The 16924-nt window shown below is 37.0% G+C and carries 18 protein-coding genes; 5 read left to right on the top strand and 13 right to left on the bottom strand.

The genetic code is table 11. The annotated features are described in order from the left end of the window. Positions 1-52 precede the first annotated feature (52 nt). Positions 53-814, top strand: a complete 762-nt coding sequence (locus ACHZAX_RS18800; protein WP_101309702.1) for a succinate dehydrogenase/fumarate reductase iron-sulfur subunit — start codon at positions 53-55, stop codon at positions 812-814. Positions 815-1867: 1053 nt separating this feature from the next. On the opposite strand, the gene ACHZAX_RS18795 is transcribed toward ACHZAX_RS18800, so the two are convergent. The 7 genes from ACHZAX_RS18795 to ACHZAX_RS18765 form a co-directional block, all read right to left on the bottom strand. Continuing rightward, entirely contained in the window at positions 1868-2308 is a 441-nt protein-coding gene (locus tag ACHZAX_RS18795; RefSeq protein WP_320020155.1) for a septal ring lytic transglycosylase RlpA family protein, read from the bottom strand. A 73-nt stretch (positions 2309-2381) separates the two neighbouring features. Next, positions 2382-3494, bottom strand: coding sequence for a hypothetical protein (locus tag ACHZAX_RS18790; RefSeq protein ID WP_320020154.1), 1113 nt, complete (start codon positions 3492-3494; stop codon positions 2382-2384). 347 nt (positions 3495-3841) lie between these two features. Continuing rightward, entirely contained in the window at positions 3842-4405 is a 564-nt protein-coding gene (locus tag ACHZAX_RS18785) for a uracil-DNA glycosylase (protein WP_320020153.1), read from the bottom strand. Positions 4406-4475: 70 nt separating this feature from the next. Next, the gene (locus tag ACHZAX_RS18780; RefSeq protein WP_320020152.1) at positions 4476-5216 is read right to left on the bottom strand and encodes a DUF6261 family protein; all 741 of its coding nucleotides are present in this window, start codon (positions 5214-5216) and stop codon (positions 4476-4478) included. 271 nt (positions 5217-5487) lie between these two features. Beyond that, a complete protein-coding gene (locus ACHZAX_RS18775; protein WP_281256460.1) occupies positions 5488-5619 on the bottom strand; it encodes a hypothetical protein in 132 nt (43 codons plus the stop codon). 213 nt (positions 5620-5832) lie between these two features. Further along, positions 5833-7302, bottom strand: a complete 1470-nt coding sequence (locus tag ACHZAX_RS18770; protein WP_320020151.1) for a hypothetical protein — start codon at positions 7300-7302, stop codon at positions 5833-5835. 39 nt (positions 7303-7341) lie between these two features. After that, positions 7342-8148 carry an energy transducer TonB gene (locus tag ACHZAX_RS18765; protein WP_320020150.1) on the bottom strand — a complete coding sequence of 269 codons (807 nt, stop codon included), beginning with the start codon at positions 8146-8148 and terminating at the stop codon, positions 7342-7344. A 221-nt stretch (positions 8149-8369) separates the two neighbouring features. Between ACHZAX_RS18765 and ACHZAX_RS18760 the strand changes: the two genes are divergently transcribed. Then, entirely contained in the window at positions 8370-9134 is a 765-nt protein-coding gene (locus tag ACHZAX_RS18760) for a hypothetical protein (protein ID WP_320020149.1), read from the top strand. On the opposite strand, the gene ACHZAX_RS18755 is transcribed toward ACHZAX_RS18760, so the two are convergent. After that, the gene (locus ACHZAX_RS18755) at positions 9093-10019 is read right to left on the bottom strand and encodes a CPBP family intramembrane glutamic endopeptidase (RefSeq protein WP_320020148.1); all 927 of its coding nucleotides are present in this window, start codon (positions 10017-10019) and stop codon (positions 9093-9095) included. The genes ACHZAX_RS18760 and ACHZAX_RS18755 overlap by 42 nt on opposite strands. A 266-nt stretch (positions 10020-10285) precedes the next feature. Here ACHZAX_RS18755 and dusB point away from each other — a divergent pair, with 266 nt between their 5' ends. Further along, complete coding sequence (gene dusB / locus ACHZAX_RS18750; protein WP_101311706.1) at positions 10286-11281, top strand: tRNA dihydrouridine synthase DusB; 996 nt, start codon at positions 10286-10288, stop codon at positions 11279-11281. 24 nt (positions 11282-11305) lie between these two features. Here the strand turns inward: dusB and ACHZAX_RS18745 are convergent, their stop codons facing one another. The 4 genes from ACHZAX_RS18745 to rbfA form a co-directional block, all read right to left on the bottom strand. Continuing rightward, positions 11306-11953: a hypothetical protein gene (locus ACHZAX_RS18745; RefSeq protein WP_101311702.1), complete on the bottom strand. Its 648-nt coding sequence runs from the start codon at positions 11951-11953 to the stop codon at positions 11306-11308. Positions 11954-11962: 9 nt separating this feature from the next. Beyond that, positions 11963-12637, bottom strand: a complete 675-nt coding sequence (locus ACHZAX_RS18740; protein ID WP_320020147.1) for a hypothetical protein — start codon at positions 12635-12637, stop codon at positions 11963-11965. 97 nt (positions 12638-12734) lie between these two features. Beyond that, the gene (locus tag ACHZAX_RS18735; RefSeq protein WP_101311700.1) at positions 12735-13952 is read right to left on the bottom strand and encodes an FtsX-like permease family protein; all 1218 of its coding nucleotides are present in this window, start codon (positions 13950-13952) and stop codon (positions 12735-12737) included. A 46-nt stretch (positions 13953-13998) separates the two neighbouring features. Further along, positions 13999-14334 carry a 30S ribosome-binding factor RbfA gene (gene rbfA / locus ACHZAX_RS18730; RefSeq protein WP_101311699.1) on the bottom strand — a complete coding sequence of 112 codons (336 nt, stop codon included), beginning with the start codon at positions 14332-14334 and terminating at the stop codon, positions 13999-14001. A gap of 166 nt (positions 14335-14500) precedes the next feature. Here rbfA and ACHZAX_RS18725 point away from each other — a divergent pair, with 166 nt between their 5' ends. Both ACHZAX_RS18725 and trpS read left to right on the top strand, forming a co-directional pair. Next, positions 14501-14947, top strand: a complete 447-nt coding sequence (locus ACHZAX_RS18725) for a YqaA family protein (protein ID WP_320020146.1) — start codon at positions 14501-14503, stop codon at positions 14945-14947. 155 nt (positions 14948-15102) lie between these two features. Then, positions 15103-16092 (top strand): tryptophan--tRNA ligase, encoded by a 990-nt coding sequence (trpS, locus tag ACHZAX_RS18720; protein ID WP_320020145.1) that lies wholly within the window; start codon positions 15103-15105, stop codon positions 16090-16092. 197 nt (positions 16093-16289) lie between these two features. On the opposite strand, the gene ACHZAX_RS18715 is transcribed toward trpS, so the two are convergent. Beyond that, the gene (locus ACHZAX_RS18715; protein ID WP_320020144.1) at positions 16290-16748 is read right to left on the bottom strand and encodes a hypothetical protein; all 459 of its coding nucleotides are present in this window, start codon (positions 16746-16748) and stop codon (positions 16290-16292) included. Positions 16749-16924: the final 176 nt, after the last annotated feature.

The following is a 16924-nucleotide window of genomic DNA, read 5'->3' as shown; positions in this document are numbered from 1 at the left end:
TAATTGACTAACGTACTATCTACTAAAATCTAATTACTCAATACCAAAAAAAATGGCAGACAAGATATTAAAAGAATTAACAATAAAGGTTTGGCGTCAGAAGAATGCTAAAGCCCAAGGTAAGTTTGAGACTTACAAAATTAATGATATTTCAACCGGAACTTCATTTTTGGAGATGCTTGACATCCTGAATGAAGAGTTGGTTAATGGTGGTACAGAGCCAATTGCTTTTGATCACGATTGTAGAGAAGGTATCTGCGGAATGTGCAGCTTGTTCATTGATGGACGTGCTCACGGACCAGATGATGACATTACTACTTGTCAGTTGCACATGCGTAAATTCGAAGATGGCGCAACCATTACAATAGAGCCTTGGAGAGCCGGAGCATTTCCGGTAATCAAAGATTTAATTGTAGACCGTACTGCATTCGAGAAAATTCTTCAGTCGGGTGGATACATTTCAGTTAATACTGGTGGTGTACCTGATGGTAATGCAATTTTAATTTCTCAGGATGATGCTGAGGAAGCAATGGATGCTGCTGCTTGTATTGGTTGTGGTGCTTGTGTTGCAACTTGTAAAAACTCATCGGCAATGTTGTTTGTTTCTGCTAAGGTATCTCACCTTGCAAAACTTCCACAAGGTCGTGTTGAAGCAGCTCGTCGTGCAAAAAGCATGGTTGCAAAAATGGATGAGATGGGATTTGGTAACTGTACCAATACCGGAGCTTGTGAGGTAGAATGTCCTAAGGGAATTTCTATTGCAAATATTGCTCGTTTGAACCGTGAGTTCTTAACAGCAAAAATTAAGGATTAATTTAGACTGTAATCCAAATATAGAGAGCGTTACCTAAGGGTGACGCTCTTTTTTTGTATTTAGAATTAGCGGGAGGATATTAAATCTAAGACTTCGGTATGCTGTACCTAAATCATTACATATACATTGTGCTGTAAATTCTACAAATACTATGGTGCTCTGCACCTGTTTCATTTCATCAACCGCTTTATACTACAAATACCAAAGTGCTTTGCACTTTAACAACAAAATTGTGTAATTGGGTTTTTTAAGCGAAAGGGGCGCGCAGTTTGTGTCGTAAATTTGGGAATTAGGTTTAAATGTGCAACGCAGTTTGGCTTCGGTGCTCTGCACCTAAAATAGTTACACGCGGATAATTCTACAAATACTACGGTACGCTGTACCTAAATTATTACATATGCATTGTGCTGTAAATTCTACAAATACTATGGTGCTCTGCACCTGTTTCATTTCATCAACCGCTTTATACTACAAACACCAAAGTGCTTTGAACTTTAACAACAAAATTGTGTAATTGGTTTTTTAAGCGGCAGAGTCGCGCAGTTTGTGTCGTAAATTTGGGAATTAGGTTTAAATGTGCAACGCAGTTTGGCTTCGGTGCTCTGCACCTAAAATAGTTACACGCGAGTAATTCTACAAATACTACGGTACGCTGTACCTAAATCATTACATATACATTGTGCTGTAAATTCTATAAATACGATGGTGCTCTGCACCTGTTTCATTTCATCAACCGCTTTATACTACAAATACCAAAATGCTTTGCACTTTAATAACAAAATTGTGTAATTGGTTTTTTTAAGCGACAGAGTCGCGCAGTCTTTGCAGCATATCGTAAGTTTGATTTTTTAAGGTGCAGAGCACCGAGGTTTTTGATTTGATTGTTTTTTTTTGCGATGATAATAGGTAAGCTAAGCTTGCTTCGGTGCTTTGCACCAAAATGCTTACGGTAGATTTATAGGCTGATTGAAGTTTTTAAGCGACAGAGTCGCGCAGTTTTTGTAGTTATATCGCGAGTTTATCTTTTTAAGGTGCATCGCACCGTGGCTTTATTCAAAAGCCGAACTGCATTTGTTCCTTTGCTGGTATTGGATTAAAAATATACTGTATTGGAATCATATCCAGATCCTTTTGATAAACTTCTACCGAAACGGAAAATACTCCCTGATTGATATTGCCTATCTCTTTAATTGCCGATTTGGATAGATCTATGATTCTGCCTTTGATAAATGGCCCCCGGTCGGTAATTCTGACGATTACAGCCTTTTTATTGTCCATATTAACCACTTTCACCCAGGTGCCAAAAGGAAGGCTTCTGTGAGCTGCAGTATAGTTTTTGTGATGATATCTTTCCCCGCAGGATGTTCGTTTTCCTTCAAATTTGTCTGCATAGAAACTCGCTTTCCCTTTTTCGATGCTTGTTTGTGTTTTTTGTGCATGCAAATTGAATTGTAATAGGGTGAAGCAAATTAGTATAGACAATCGGAACATCATGCTGGTGAATTTATTGAGTTCATACAAAAAAATCCGGTCGTTAGACCGGATTCAAATATTGTTTAAAAAGGTATTAGCTGCCTGCCTGATTCATATAATATGCTTCGTGAGCTACTTTATTAACCACGTGATTCACGAAATACATGTCGTACATCGAGCTGAAAATCTCAGCCATTTTATCGCGGGTATCCTGTCCTAATAGTTCCGAAAGAACAACAACTGAATCATCAGCAAAAGTAATCTTTAAATCACGGCCTTTTCTACAGAATACAGCGTCAGCTTCGGTTGATTCGCCGCTGTTGTTGATTACTTCAATAACAGCACCTTCCTCTAAAACACCATCTCGGTATACCATGTACGAATCGCTGGTTGAATTCTTAACAATCTCGATAATTCCGATTGTCAGTTTGTATTCGTAGGCACTGCTGTTTGTACTATCTCCTTTTGTGAATTGCATTTCTTCTTTAAAAAGAACATCTTCCCCGTTTTTAAGGTTGTAGGCATAAGAAACAGTATCTCCGTGTGAGAATTTAATACCTACAGAGTAATCATCAGTAAATGAAAATTTAGATTCGTACTCAAAGTTTAGATTGTTGTTTATAGACCAATCAACGAATAATTCACCAGCAGGAACACTATCCACCTCAATAGCTGAATTTAAAAGATAATCAAAGCTAAATCCTTCTCCTGCAGAAAATGAATAGTTGTACTGAGTTGTAGTGATAACAAAATCGTTTACCAATGCGCTGTCACCATCTTCTGCCATGTACAGTTTCCAAGGATTACCGGCTTTTTCTTTAGGCAATTTAACAACGAAATTTTCACTGTCGCCTGTTTTCTCAAACTTTGAGTTATAACCCATTTTTGTTTCGGTGGTTGCAGCAGGTATTGCGGCACTGTATTCGTAAACACCTTTTACATCATCAAGAGTGATGTTTGCAGAAAATCTGGTATCGTCTTCTCCTTCTACACCAGTTTTGGTAGTTGGATCGTTCATTGTGATGATATCAAATCCTTTCGAGCTGGTAATTTCATCAACAGCAGTACTTAAACTAACAGTCTTTTCTTTTAAAGATTGCTCTAAAGAAAGTCCTTTCTCCGGATTATTATCTGAATTGTCTGAACAGCTAAAAAGAACTGCAGAAAAAAATAATAATGCACCAACGGCAATAATGTTTCGTTTCATATCTAAAAATTTAAATTATAAGTTTTTGAAATCAATATAAAACCAACTTAGATTGATTTAAAGAATCATTTTAAATTAACGTTAGTTACTTATGCAAATAGGATACCAATTCACTTTATTTGGTTTGTTACTCCTAAAGCATGAGGTGTAATAACTTGAAAATTAAGAAATAAGATTCTTTGTTTTGGATGGGGTAAAATTATTTTAAAGAAAAATTTAAATTCATTTTGTGTAGAATTGGAGACAGTTGTGTAGAATAAGTCTACACAAGAAAGTAAGGAACCCAACAGCAGATTTTTTGATTCAAGAAGTTTTGACAGTGAAATTAAAATTGTGAATCATGTGAATTATTTTATGGTGGCAAGTAGATCGTATCTGCGCTTTATTTCTTTAAAATCTTTCCAGGTGACTTGTTTTTTCGCGGGATCTCTAAGAAGAGCCGAAGGATGATAAACAGCAGTAATCAAGAAGCCTTTTCGTTCGAACCAGACTCCTCTTTCACGTGTAATTCTGAAGGATGAATCAATGATTTCCTGAGCTGCAATTCTCCCTAAGCAAACGACAATTTTCGGACGAATCAGCCGTACTTGATTTCGCAGGTAAGGGAGACATGTTTTTTTCTCATTTTCTTCCGGATCCCGGTTATTGGGAGGCCGGCATTTAACAACATTGGCAATATAAACATCTTCTCTTTTTAGATCTATTGCCTGTAATATTTTATCAAAGAGTTGTCCGGCTTTTCCTACAAAGGGTACACCAGTTTCATCTTCCTGTTGTCCTGGGCCTTCGCCAATGAACATTAGCCGGGCATTTCGGTTGCCTGTACCAATTACTACTTTTTGTCTCGTTTTGCCGAGCTCACATTTGGTGCAATTTTCACATTCCTGAATTAATTCTTCCCATTCAAGCATATGTATTTATATTAAGAGGTTTGATTCTGATACAAATATTTAAAAATAAGACTAGAGCAGGAAGATAGTTTTACTCTTTTTGTATTATTTGAGCCTGCAACTTTTCCTTTTTGCGCTTTACTGCAGCCAAATGATCTGCAACTGAATTGTTATTGTCCTTAATAATTGTATGCAGCAATTCTGCAAATTCTTTGTATTGGCTTGGTTTTGCCATTGCCATTGATTGAAGGTAAACCGAAAGTTCATTGTTGATTAAATCTCTTACGTTTTTAGCCAGAACTGTTGCCGATTTTGTTTTCTTACGATCAATACTATCTTCAAGCAATTGTATATTCGATAAGTTAAAATCGGCCTGTGAGCCTTCCAGGTTGGCAAGTAATTCATTTAAATCGGGTATCGAAGCTCTTTCTTCAGCCAATTCAGGAGCCATTAAATCGATCAACATGGCGTTAATGCTCGCACTTTCGTTGATGTAGGTGTAATCAGTAATCTCTATTCCAAACCGATCCAGTATTTTTTTTATCCGCAAAGCTTTTTTTTGATCTTCACTTGCCCTGCGGTTGCACCTGGCCATAACTTCATAAAAAACGGCACGCACATCGGCGTCGCGTATCGCATCTTTCTCCTTCCTGTCATTGTGCACACCCCCACGGTTAATCGAGTCGATCAGATCTTCGGTTATTGCTGATAATTTTTTTAAAATATCAGTGTAATAGGGATCCTCGCTTATAGGATATTGTTGAAATAAAGAGATAAGCTTTTTACCAATTTCGGCACAATGCTTTGTAGAGGAGTTAGAATTTATTTTCATAAGTAGGGAAACGATTAATTTTTGATAATTAAAAACCTAAATTACATAAAAATATTAAAATAGAGTAAATACATTTACTACTTTATGATGATTTACCATTTGTTATGTGTTAGTTATTCAATATAACGGGTGCTGTTAGTTTTTCGTAACTACTTTATGTTGATGCGATTTGTAAGTCTATTCTAATTGTGCTCTCTGAGACTGGAATTCGGCAATCCGTAAACAATAGTGAGCATTCGGATACTAGATTTAGTAATCAGTCTGCGGGATTTTACTTTCTGCTTGTAGAAATGGCAATTTGCACCAAAGAATTCATCATTCTGGCATCAGAATTGCCAATTTGTTTCACCCGATAAGCTTTTCTGGCAATAGAATGTTCTATTTTATTGCTTGGGTTTGCCATTCATAAATCAGAATGCTTCATTTTTCAGATAAGATGGCTTTTCTACTTTCAGAATATGAGAAAAGGTTGGGAGTTCTCGTATTCTCATTAAAAGAATATCAACAGGAATGCATAATTGGCTGGAATTGTTGAGGAACTCTTTATCCGTTAAAAATGCCGCTGCCGACATATTTTAACCGGCTTTTGTAGTTTAAAAGATTTGGATTTAATTGTTTACTCAAATCTACGGAGATAATATTTTTTTTCGTCGGAAGAGTAATAGCCTAAAATGAAGTAATCGTTTACCTTAAATATGGTTTGAGTTGATTGAGGCGTTTTAATAGTGCTGACGAACTCTTTTATTTTGTCAAAAGGATTTGGGCTTGAACTGCCGGTCACATGTTCCAGACTTTGTTTGTCAAAAAGGCATTTGAAATAAACCGAACGACTATTTGCGTAGGATGAATAAGAATTCATAGTATAATTTGGAACAGCATAATATGCACCGCCGGATACCAGAGGAACCGCAACAGCTCCCACAAGTCCCATGGCAATCAAACTTCCCGTTGAAGGAGATTCCTTAATTCCACCCAATAACACTTCCAGTTTGTCGCCGGTTTCGTACACACTAATGCCTAAATATCCCGTAAGCAGCTTTCTCAAAACCTGTTTTGTTTTGTCTAATTCCCTTTCGGAAGTGCTAAATCCATTTCCGTCAATTTTTTGAAGTAAAGCAGAGTTTTTGAAATAGATTTCCTCTTCGCTTTTTACGCTGTATGTTTTAAGTAAGCTGTCCGTTTTAAGGCTGTGAACCGTAAAACACAAACCGGTTTTATTTACCATTAGCTGATAAAGCTTATTATCATGGATGTAAGAATTCGATAAAGTTGCCAGCCTGTTTGTTTTTTCAAGTTCTCCCTGCTTGTAGTTTTTTGTTGCATAGCTGTAATCGTTAAGGTCAATCGTAATTAGAGTCGTTTTGTCCTTCTCACCGTCAAAGCTCAATACTATTTTATCATCGTAGCAGTAGAGTTTGTTTTCTTCGGATGTAATATCCAATGAATTAGGATTGCTGCATTCAATTCTTTTAATGTTGGTAGTGGTTGTTGTACTGGGAGTATCATAAAGATCATCGGCAATTCGATCGGGTTGAGAATTTGGCGAAAGAATTTTTGTAAAATCATGCTCAATACAAACAGCAGGTTCGCATCCCTCAAACACACGTAATTTGTAAATGGAAGAGTAATAGATACGACTCAAAATATAGAGTTTGTTTTTGTAAGAAACAGATTCAAGATATTCTTCTTTATGAAGCTTGAGAGGGATTCTGTATTCTTTGCTTGTATTGTTATTTAAATCAATGGTTTTAACCAGAAACTCTGTTTTCCTGTTGTTGGTGAAAAACAGATTGCACTCATTTTGGACAACTGTATTTCCGATTAAAATTTTAAACTTTCCGTTTGGTCTTGAGCACTTACAGGAATTTAAAGGTTCATAATTTTTGCTGTAAGTCAGAGCGTTTATCGTATCGTTGTCAATTAAGAATAAGGCTATTTTACCCGACAAATCATCTAAAACAGGATATACATCTCTTCTGTCGGAAAGGTAGGAGCGCAGGCAAATGTCCTGTTCCATTAAAATATCCTGAGAGTAGGAGTTGACAGTTAATAGCAATAGAAGGAAGAGGATGGCGTATGTTTTCATTGGATTGTTTTCTTGTTGGCTAAGCAATAGTTTTATCTGTTATTTCAACTTAAAATTAATTGGAACGATCATATATACTTTAACAGGCTTTCCATTTTTTATGGCTGGTTTCCAACCTGTGCATTTTTGTACAGCCTTGGCTGCAGCCTGGTTCAAGTTTGGCTCAACACCTCTGAAAATATGAATGTCGGAAGGCTCTCCCTGTTCCGAGACAGCAAAAAGGATCAGAACACGACCCCCAATTCCATTTTTAGAACAAGCTTTCGGATACTCTACAAATTTGGCTATGTCGTTTGGTAAATCAGATGGTTGATCTTTATACTGAGCTAAAGTATCTGCATTAGCATAAGAGTTGTTTGGCCAAAAATGATTTTCCCCATCCGTAATATATGATTTAGTTAAGACTCCGAGTTTATAGGAATCTACGCCGGTAAGAATTCCATCGGTATAAATCATCCATTGTCCGTGCTTTAGTAAGGGGAACAAGTTGGTTGCAATTCCTTTTTGCGAGAATTTTCTTTTGTGGTCATAATCTTCAACTTGATATCCGCCGGGTATTTCTGTAAAGCTTCGTGTAAACGACTTATTCTCGTATTTCACGATATAGGAGTTCTCACTTTTTAGTTTGATGGTACGATCAACTACCAGTTTCCAGACTCCATTTTGTAAGCTTAACTCGCTCATAATTGAGCTTTTCTCATTTTTTCTCTTAACAATTACTTGAAAATCGGCCTCTTCAATTGTTGGCACTGGTTGATGTTTTCTAAAGTAAACAGTAGTGTCCTGTTGTGCAAGTGCGCACTGAGCTCCGATAAACAGTATAAGAATGGTAAGAATGTTTTTCATGAATTTGTATTTCCTATTAATAATAGGGTACGAATATAATATTTATTTACATATTTCAGATTATTTAAGGAAAGAAGCCCTATTTAAACGATTATTGATATCCGTTAAATAGAATTTGGTAAAAAATGAAAGGGTCTGAGTGCGAATGCCAAAATGGATATCCTAATTTTTTGTATCTTCGTAGTAACCATTGCCACATTATTTGTTAAATATTTACTTAGATGCCTTACAGAAGACTACCAAACACTGATTCTGCACGTGTACGTGCTTTAAAATCTGCCCTCGATATTAGTTACAGAATAAATCGTTTTGAACTGGCTTTTTCTTTTCTGCTTTTGCAGAAAATAGAGACGTTTTTACCTCATTACGAATTGGCAATTAGAAATCAGCGTCAGGCACTTAGTCAGCAATCCATCAGAAGTAAAGAGTACAATGAGAAATTGCGAAAGGCACGCTTGTATGTTTCTCATTTTATTCAGGTATTGAATTTCACAATTATCAGAGGTGAAATGAAACCTGAGATTAGGGAATTTTATGGATTAAAAACCAGTTCGAAAGCAGCTCCGTCCTTATTGCAGGATGTAAAAGTAATTGAGTGGGGAGAGAAATTGATAAAAGGAGAACAAGAGCGAATGAGAATGGGAGGGAATCCAATTTACAGCCCTTCTATTGCGTTGGTAAGAGTAAATTGTGAGAACTTTAAACAGGCATTTAACAATCAAAAAACATTACAGAGCAATACACAGCGATTTTCGGAAAAAGTGGCTGAATATCGTGATGAGGCAGATAGTTTGATTCTTTCTCTTTGGAACGAGGTGGAAGCTAAATTTGCTGATCTTCCGGATGAAAAGAAAAGGGAGAAATCATCTGAATATGGAATTGTTTATGTTTGGCGTAAAGGTGAAAAAGAGAAACTAGAGCAAGCAAAGCAGGCTGAGGAAGACTTACTCACTTTGCCTTTCTCTCGATCTATAAAGGTTGAATAGCAAAAGTGTAAGGATTATCATTGAGATAAATCCACTAATCCAGATGCTTGCATCATTACCACCAAATTTTTCAATGTCTTCTGGTAATTTCCCTTTATTGATGAAGTAAGACATGCAAACGGCCATTCCGTTATTGATTAAATGCGCTAAAATAGGAACCCATAAACTTTTTGTCCATACCAGAAGATAGCCAAACAGAATTCCCATCGCCATTCTTGGTATCAAACCAAAGAATTGCATGTGCAGAGCTGCGAAAAGAAAAGCTGTTATAATGATTCCCCAATGCACGTTTTTAGTCATGTTGGAGAAGATCCGCTGAATAACTCCCCGGAACAAAAGTTCTTCTCCCAAGGCCGGAATTACCGCAATTAAAATCAAATTTACAAACAGGTCAAAAGGTGTTTCCATCACTAAAAATTTCTTGGTGATGATTTCAGCCTGATCTTCGCTATGTCTCATCCATTCTTCAACTCCCGAAAGAAATTCAGGCAGTTGCAAATGAGAGTTGATATCTGCAAGCAGATTGATCGCCGGTAAGGCGACAATAATTGTTAGTATTGCTAACAGGTATTGAGGAGGTGAAGATTTTTTGTCTAAAAAAAGATAGGTCAACACTTTGTTATTCAGAAGCCAGGCGATGATAAAAGGCGGAATAATGAACATTCCGGTAGAGTAGATCGACTGATAAAATTTAAGAACAGAAATGTTCACAGAAGCACCATTTATATCCAGGCTTGTCGCGTCTGTGAAGATATTGACATCAAAAATAAGATAGGCCAATACACTGCCTGCAAACATGCACAACATAAAAGAACCAACTACTACAAGCAGACTCATCATCAATTGTGATAGCGGGGAATAATGGCTCAACGATCCTTTTAGCATATACCTTCTGTTTTTTAGTTTGATGAACAAAAGTAGCAAATAGTATTAAGATTTAAGTATAAAGTGTCAAGTACAAAGTGTCAAGTACAAAGTGTCAAGTTTAAAGTGTTAAGTATTAGCTGCAAATAGGGAAAGAGCCAATAGATTGCATTTTAAGAGTTCATCATTCAAGTGTACTGTTGTTTGTAAAACGATTTGGTTTTTCGACTTTTCACGACTATTAAGACTTTCTATTATCTTTGTTGCCTGATAAAAAAGAAAAGAAAGTGAAGATAGGAAATCTGGATTTAGGAGAACGGCCGGTATTGTTGGCACCAATGGAGGATGTTACCAATCCGCCTTTTAGGGTTTTGTGCAAGCGTTATGGAGCGGATTTGATGTACACTGAATTTATTTCGGCGGATGCATTGATTCGTTCGGTAAACCGGACCATGAAAAAGCTGACCATTTTGGACGAGGAGCGCCCTGTTGCTATTCAAATTTATGGTAAAGATGTTGATCCAATGGTTGAGGCCGCCAAGATTGTTGAAGCTGCCAATCCGGAATTTTTAGATTTGAATTTTGGCTGCCCTGTGCGTAAAGTGGCAACTAAAGGAGCTGGCTCGGGCATGATGAGAAATGTACCGCAGATGCTGAAAATTACCGAAGCAGTTGTTAAGGCGGTAAATATCCCGGTAACGGTAAAAACCCGTTTGGGTTGGGATGAGGATTCAAAGATTATTGTTGAGCTGGCAGAACAATTGCAGGATGTGGGTATTCAAGGCTTAACCATTCACGGCAGAACCCGGTGCCAGATGTACAAAGGGGAAGCAGACTGGACTTTGATTGGAGATGTGAAAAATAATCAGCGCATGCACATTCCCATTATTGGAAACGGCGATATTACAAATCCTGTGAAAGCAAAGGAAGCTTTCGATAAGTACGGAGTTGATGCAATCATGATTGGTCGTGCTTCGGTAGGAAAACCATGGATTTTTAGAGATATAAAGCACTATTTTAATACCGGTGAATTGTTGCCTCCTGCAACAGTAGCTCAGCAGGTGGAAATGCTAAAAGAGCAAATTGATGCTGCCATTGAGTGGATTGACGAAAAACGCGGTATTTTGCACATGAGAAGACATATGGCAGGTATGTTTAAAGGTTTGGTGAATTTTAAGCAAACCCGAATCGATATGCTTAGAGCCAATCATTATGCCGATTTAATGCCGATATTGGATCGGATTTCGATGGAATGGGGAAATCTCCAAATAGATGATGAATAAAAAAAGACGCTAAAGCGTCTTTTTTTATTTGATTATTTTGGGAAGTTCTTTTACGAAATAGTCAGGATTGAAAATTTCATAACTTTCAGTTCGCCTGCTCCAGTACATCTCCACTTTTTCGAGATATGCATTCTGTAATTTCCGAATCTGATCTTCATTCAATTCAAGTTCTGCTGCAAAGGTTGTGAATTTGTATTTTGGATATTCTTTCGGCTCAAAATCTTCAGCATATTGCAGTTCTATACTCTCACCGTTCGAAAGGCTAAACAGCATTTTCGATTTTTTGGTGATGAATCCAAAAAAACGAAATCCTTCCGCATCCATAATCTTCCAGTTGGTTTTCAGAATTACTTTTCCCTCTATAGAGATGATCTGAAAATCAGCTTTGACCTGATTATTGGTATCCGAGAATTTATTTAATTTTTCGCTAATGCCTTTAATAACAGTTTGAGACTCCAATTCAGTATCAATAATTACTAAAGGCTTGGCAATTTCTTCAGCAGATTTTATTTGTGCAACAGGTTTTTCCACGTTCTTAATTTCCTCGTATTTCCAGGTGCCATTATCAAACAAAAGAACGATTTTTCCTTCCGGAGTTCTTAATTTTAGCTGTGCATTTGTCTGGCTGATTGTGCCTAAGAGCAGAATGGACAGAATTAAAATATTTTTCATGGAATTGAATTATTCAGTGATTTGTGGGATTGCTTTAATGAAATAAGAAGGATTCACAACCTTATACTCTTCAGCTCTGCGGCTCCAGTTCATTGTCGCTTTCATTACAATTTTGTTTTGAAGCAATTTAAGCTGATCTTCGGTTAAATCCAGTTGAGCAGAATAGGTGGAAAATCCATATTGACTAAATTCCTTAGGTTCAAATTCGTTCCTGTAAACCAAATCAATAATTTGTCCTCCAAGTAATTCCAGACTTAGTTTGGTCTCTTTTTTAATAAAGCCAAAGTACGAGTATGCTTCGCCGGTCATAATTTTCCAATCGGTTTGAAGAGTAGCTTTTCCATCCTTAGAGTGAAGGGTAAAATCGCATCGGACAATGTTTTTATCCTTAAAATACTTTAGAAGTTTTGCACTTGGACCTTCAATAAAAGTGATTTTCTCAACATCAGCTTCTTTTAGTACAAGAGGTTCATTTGAAATTCTTGTTTCCTCAATTGCAGTTTGTACTGTATTTCCGGTTTGCAGAGCTGAGTTTTCTCCTGAAACACTTACATCAGCATACTTCCATGTGCCGTTTTCGTATAGAATTACAACTTTTCCTTTCGATGTAAGAGCTGTTTCCTGTGCGTTGGCAAGTAAGGAAAATCCAAATGCTAAAAAGCAAATAACAATAATCTTTCTCATTATAATTGTATTAAAAAGTTCTTCTTGAAATGGACAATTTGTCCATTCAGAAATTTAAAACGGTATAGCAGGTAGTTTGGTATCCTGACAATCCAAATTAATTGAATTGCAGAAAACGTTTGGTGATGTAGCGAACCGGATAGCGCGATGCAGCATATCCAATTGAAACAACAGTTGTAAAGATGATAAAAATATCGGTAAAATGAATATCAACGGGATAGGAATCCATTATAAAAGCTCCGTTTCCTGATAGGGTTATCAAGCCAAATTTTATCTGTAAAAAGCAGATGGCAAGACCTAATCCTACGCCAATAGCTGCACCTAACAGAGAGATAAGCCAACCTTCAAGCAGAAATATTTTTTGAATTGTTTTTTCTTCGGCACCCATGCTTCTTAGTGTGGCAATGTCATGTTTTTTATCCAAAATAAGCATGGTTAGCGAACCAATTACATTAAAAGATGCAATGACAAGAATAAAAGCTAAAATAAAGAAAATGGCCATTTTTTCTGATTGCATCATTTTAAACAAAACATCGTGCAGTTCGAATCGGTTTTTCACCACAAAACCGTCACCTAAAAGAGCTTGAATTTGTTCCTTAACATTTTCTACTTCATCCTGATTTTTAATGGAGAGTTCAATACCACTCACCTCATTGGTGTAGTCAAATAATTTTCTGGCAAAATCCAGAGGAACCAATACATATTGAGAGTCAAAATCTTGTTGAATGGTAAAATATCCCGAAGGATACAGATATTCAGTTGAAAATGCATCCATTGGATTCAATCCCAATTTTGCATTGCGTTTGGGCACGTAAAACTTAATGTAATCGGTAAAAGTGAGTCCCACACCCAGATCCAGGGCAACGCCGTAGCCAAGTACAGCAAACTGATGCTTGCCACTATTCAGCAAAAAATTCCCCTCAACCATCATGGTGTCGATTCCCGTCATTAAGGTAAACTCCTCATCTACACCTTTTATGATTGCAGGGCGTTGTTTGTTTCCGTATTTAAGAAGGGCATTTTCTTCCAGCACTTCGGAGTAGAAAACCACATTTTCCATTTTCCTGATTTGCTCAAAAGTAGAATCAGGAACAAAGGTTTTGCCTGTTTTTGGAAGAATTTTTAAATCAGGATCGAAGCTGCCAAAAAGGTCACGAATCAATCCATCAAAACCATTAAATACCGAAAGAACAATTACCAGAGCCATAGTTCCAATTGCAACCCCAATAACCGATATCATCGAAATGACATTGATTACATTCTGTTTCTTTTTCGAAAACAGATAACGTTTGGCAATATGGAAGGGAAGGTTCAAGTAATTTACATTGACTTAAGAGAAGTATTGCTGTTTGTGAGTTGCATTATGAAAGCAAGTTGCTTATGTTTTCGATATAATCTAACGAATCATCAACAAAAAATGCCAATTCAGGAACTATTCTAAGTTGTTTCCCAACCTTATTTCCAAGAATTCTGCGAACATTCTTCGTATTCATCTTAATTAATTTCATCGTCTCTTCAGTTTCACTCGAAGGGAAAATGCTAAGATATACTTTTGCAAGTCCTAAATCCGGACTAATACGAACAGTAGTAACCGAAATCATTTTACCACCAAAAAGATTTCTCGATTCCATCTGAAATATCTCACTTAAATCCTTTAGCAGCAATCTTGAAACTTTGCTTTGTCTTGTAGTTTCCATAAATAATGTTCTAATTTTTTTACAAAGATAGAATAAAAGTCTGGAAGAGTGGGAAAGTAGTAAAAGTCTTGAATAGTAAAATGTGGATGGAATTAAATTAGTGCACTTTCCTCTATTATTAATTCATCATTCTTAATTTATAATTGAATAGCTACCTTTGCGCCTTATGGCAGATTTGTTTGAATATGGATATTGGGGATTGTTTGTGGCCAGTTTTTTGGCAGCTACTATATTGCCGTTTAGTTCCGAAGCAATTTTAAGCCTTTTTGTTTATTCTGGTTACGATATATCTGTAACCATTGCTGTTGCCAGCCTTGGGAATTGGCTGGGAGGAATGTTAACCTACTATTTGGGTTATTTGGGAAAGTGGGAATGGATCGAAAAATTTCTTCGCATAAATCAGGCGAAGGCCGAAAAAACTAAACTGTTTCTTCAGAATAAAGGAAGCGCACTGGCCTTTTTTGCTTTCCTGCCTTTTGTTGGAGATATTATTCCTTTGGGATTGGGCTTATTGAGAAGTAAGCCTGTTTGGGTCGCCCTTTTTATGGCCGCCGGGAAATTGTGCAGGTACATAGTCTGGGCGTGGATTACACTGCAAATAATTAATGCCTAAGCAAGACAAATAAGAACAAATCTTCTTCATATTAGCAGATTACCACTATTTTCAGGCCTTCAATATTTTTTTTGTTCGATTCGTTTCATAATTTTGCTGGATAATTTTTTTAAATATAAACGGCTCAATGCTTGGGCTATTAATAAAATCAGATCATGAATACAGTAGTTAGTGGAATTCGATCTACAGGAAATTTACACCTGGGGAACTATTTCGGAGCGATAAAGAATTTTGTTCAAATGCAGAACGATAACAATTGTTTTTTCTTTATAGCTGACTGGCATTCCTTGACTACACATCCTACTCCTGCTGATCTTCACTCAAATGTTAGAAGCGTATTGGCTGAATATTTAGCTTGCGGAATCGATCCTGAAAAGGCAACTATTTATGTGCAGAGTGATATTCCTGAAATTCCTGAGCTGTATTTGCTGATGAACATGAATGCATATCTGGGAGAATTGGAACGAACCACTTCTTTTAAAGATAAAGCACGTAAAAGCCCTGAGAATGTGAATGCCGGTTTGTTAACCTATCCGGTTTTAATGGCGGCAGATATTTTAATTCACAAAGCTCAAAGAGTACCGGTGGGGAAAGATCAGGAGCAGAATTTGGAGATGGCCCGTAAATTTGCAAAAAGATTCAATAACACATATGGCGAAGAAACCTTTCCAATTCCTCAGCCTTATTCGTTCACCGGAGAATTTGTGAAAATTCCTGGATTGGATGGATCCGGGAAAATGGGAAAATCGGAAGGGAATGCAATCGGTCTGGTCGAAGATCCTAAAGAGATTCGTAAAAAGGTAATGAAAGCAGTTTCGGATAGTGGGCCAACGGCTAGGAATCAGGAAAAACCGGAAGCAATTCAAAACTTATTTACCCTAATGGATGTGGTTTCGACCAAAGATACTTACGATTTTTTTAACGATAAATACAACAATTGTGAGATTCGTTACGGCGATTTAAAAAAGCAGTTGGCCGAAGATATCATCAACTTTACAGCGCCAATCAGAGAGCGTTTTCTGGATATCTCTCAGGATGATGCTTACCTAAGGAAAGTAACTCAGCAAGGAGCAGAAAAAGCCCGCGAAAGCGCGGCTAAAACTCTTGAAGAGGTTCGCAGGTTAATTGGTTTCCGTAAATTCTAAAAAGTACGATTATACAGATATAAAAAAATGCCATTCCGTAAGGAGTGGCATTTCTTTTCCAGGGCGTTTCTCTTTAGGGCGGGCTTTCCGTTTTTACTCCTCGCTAATTTTATTGCTTCGCAAACAGAAAGCTGTGGAGTATCACTTCTCCCGATAGCTATTAGGGACTCTAACGCGCTGGCATGTACATCTAAATTTTAATTTTCACCACCGCCAAGGTGGAATCCCAGTTTAATAGATGTGTGGTTGAAATCGTTAAAACGTTCGTTCTGGTCAAAAATCATGTTGTACTGCAGAGTCAAATCCAAATGTCCAAAACTAACACCAATTTTTGGTGCAATTCCAAACTTCGACCCCAGCTCAATTTCCGTAGTATTGCTCATTATTGTTTTGCTAATGGATCCTAACTCATAAATTCCAATATCTACACCGGCAAAAGGGCGTAAATTACTGGTGCTTACATAGTAGTCTATAGTTGACGCATAGCAGTTTATTGCTGATACATCCAGAAAATCATCATTGGCAGCACCTATCGCAGTACGTTCATATTTTATACCTAACAGCAGGTTGTCATCCATGTGAAATTTTGGATTTACATAAAACCCGATACCAGCATCAAGTTCATTGCCCCCGGGATTTGCAAAAGTTGCTCCCATATCAATACGAAAAGATCTAAAAGAGTCATAGCCATATTGTGCCTGTGCTATTCCAGTAAAGAGGGTGCAAATGATTATAAGACCAAGTGTTTTTTTTCATCAGTAATAAGTTAATTAGTTATTTTGTTATTCTTAATAAGTGGAAAATTGTTTTGCCTTCTATTGATAATGGGTAT

Origin of the sequence: Labilibaculum manganireducens (assembly GCF_963665805.2) — a bacterium.
Classification (GTDB): Bacteria; Bacteroidota; Bacteroidia; order Bacteroidales; family Marinifilaceae; genus Labilibaculum; species Labilibaculum manganireducens.
The sequence above is the reverse complement of the archived record's forward strand: the minus strand, read 5'-3'. Positions and strand labels throughout refer to the sequence as shown.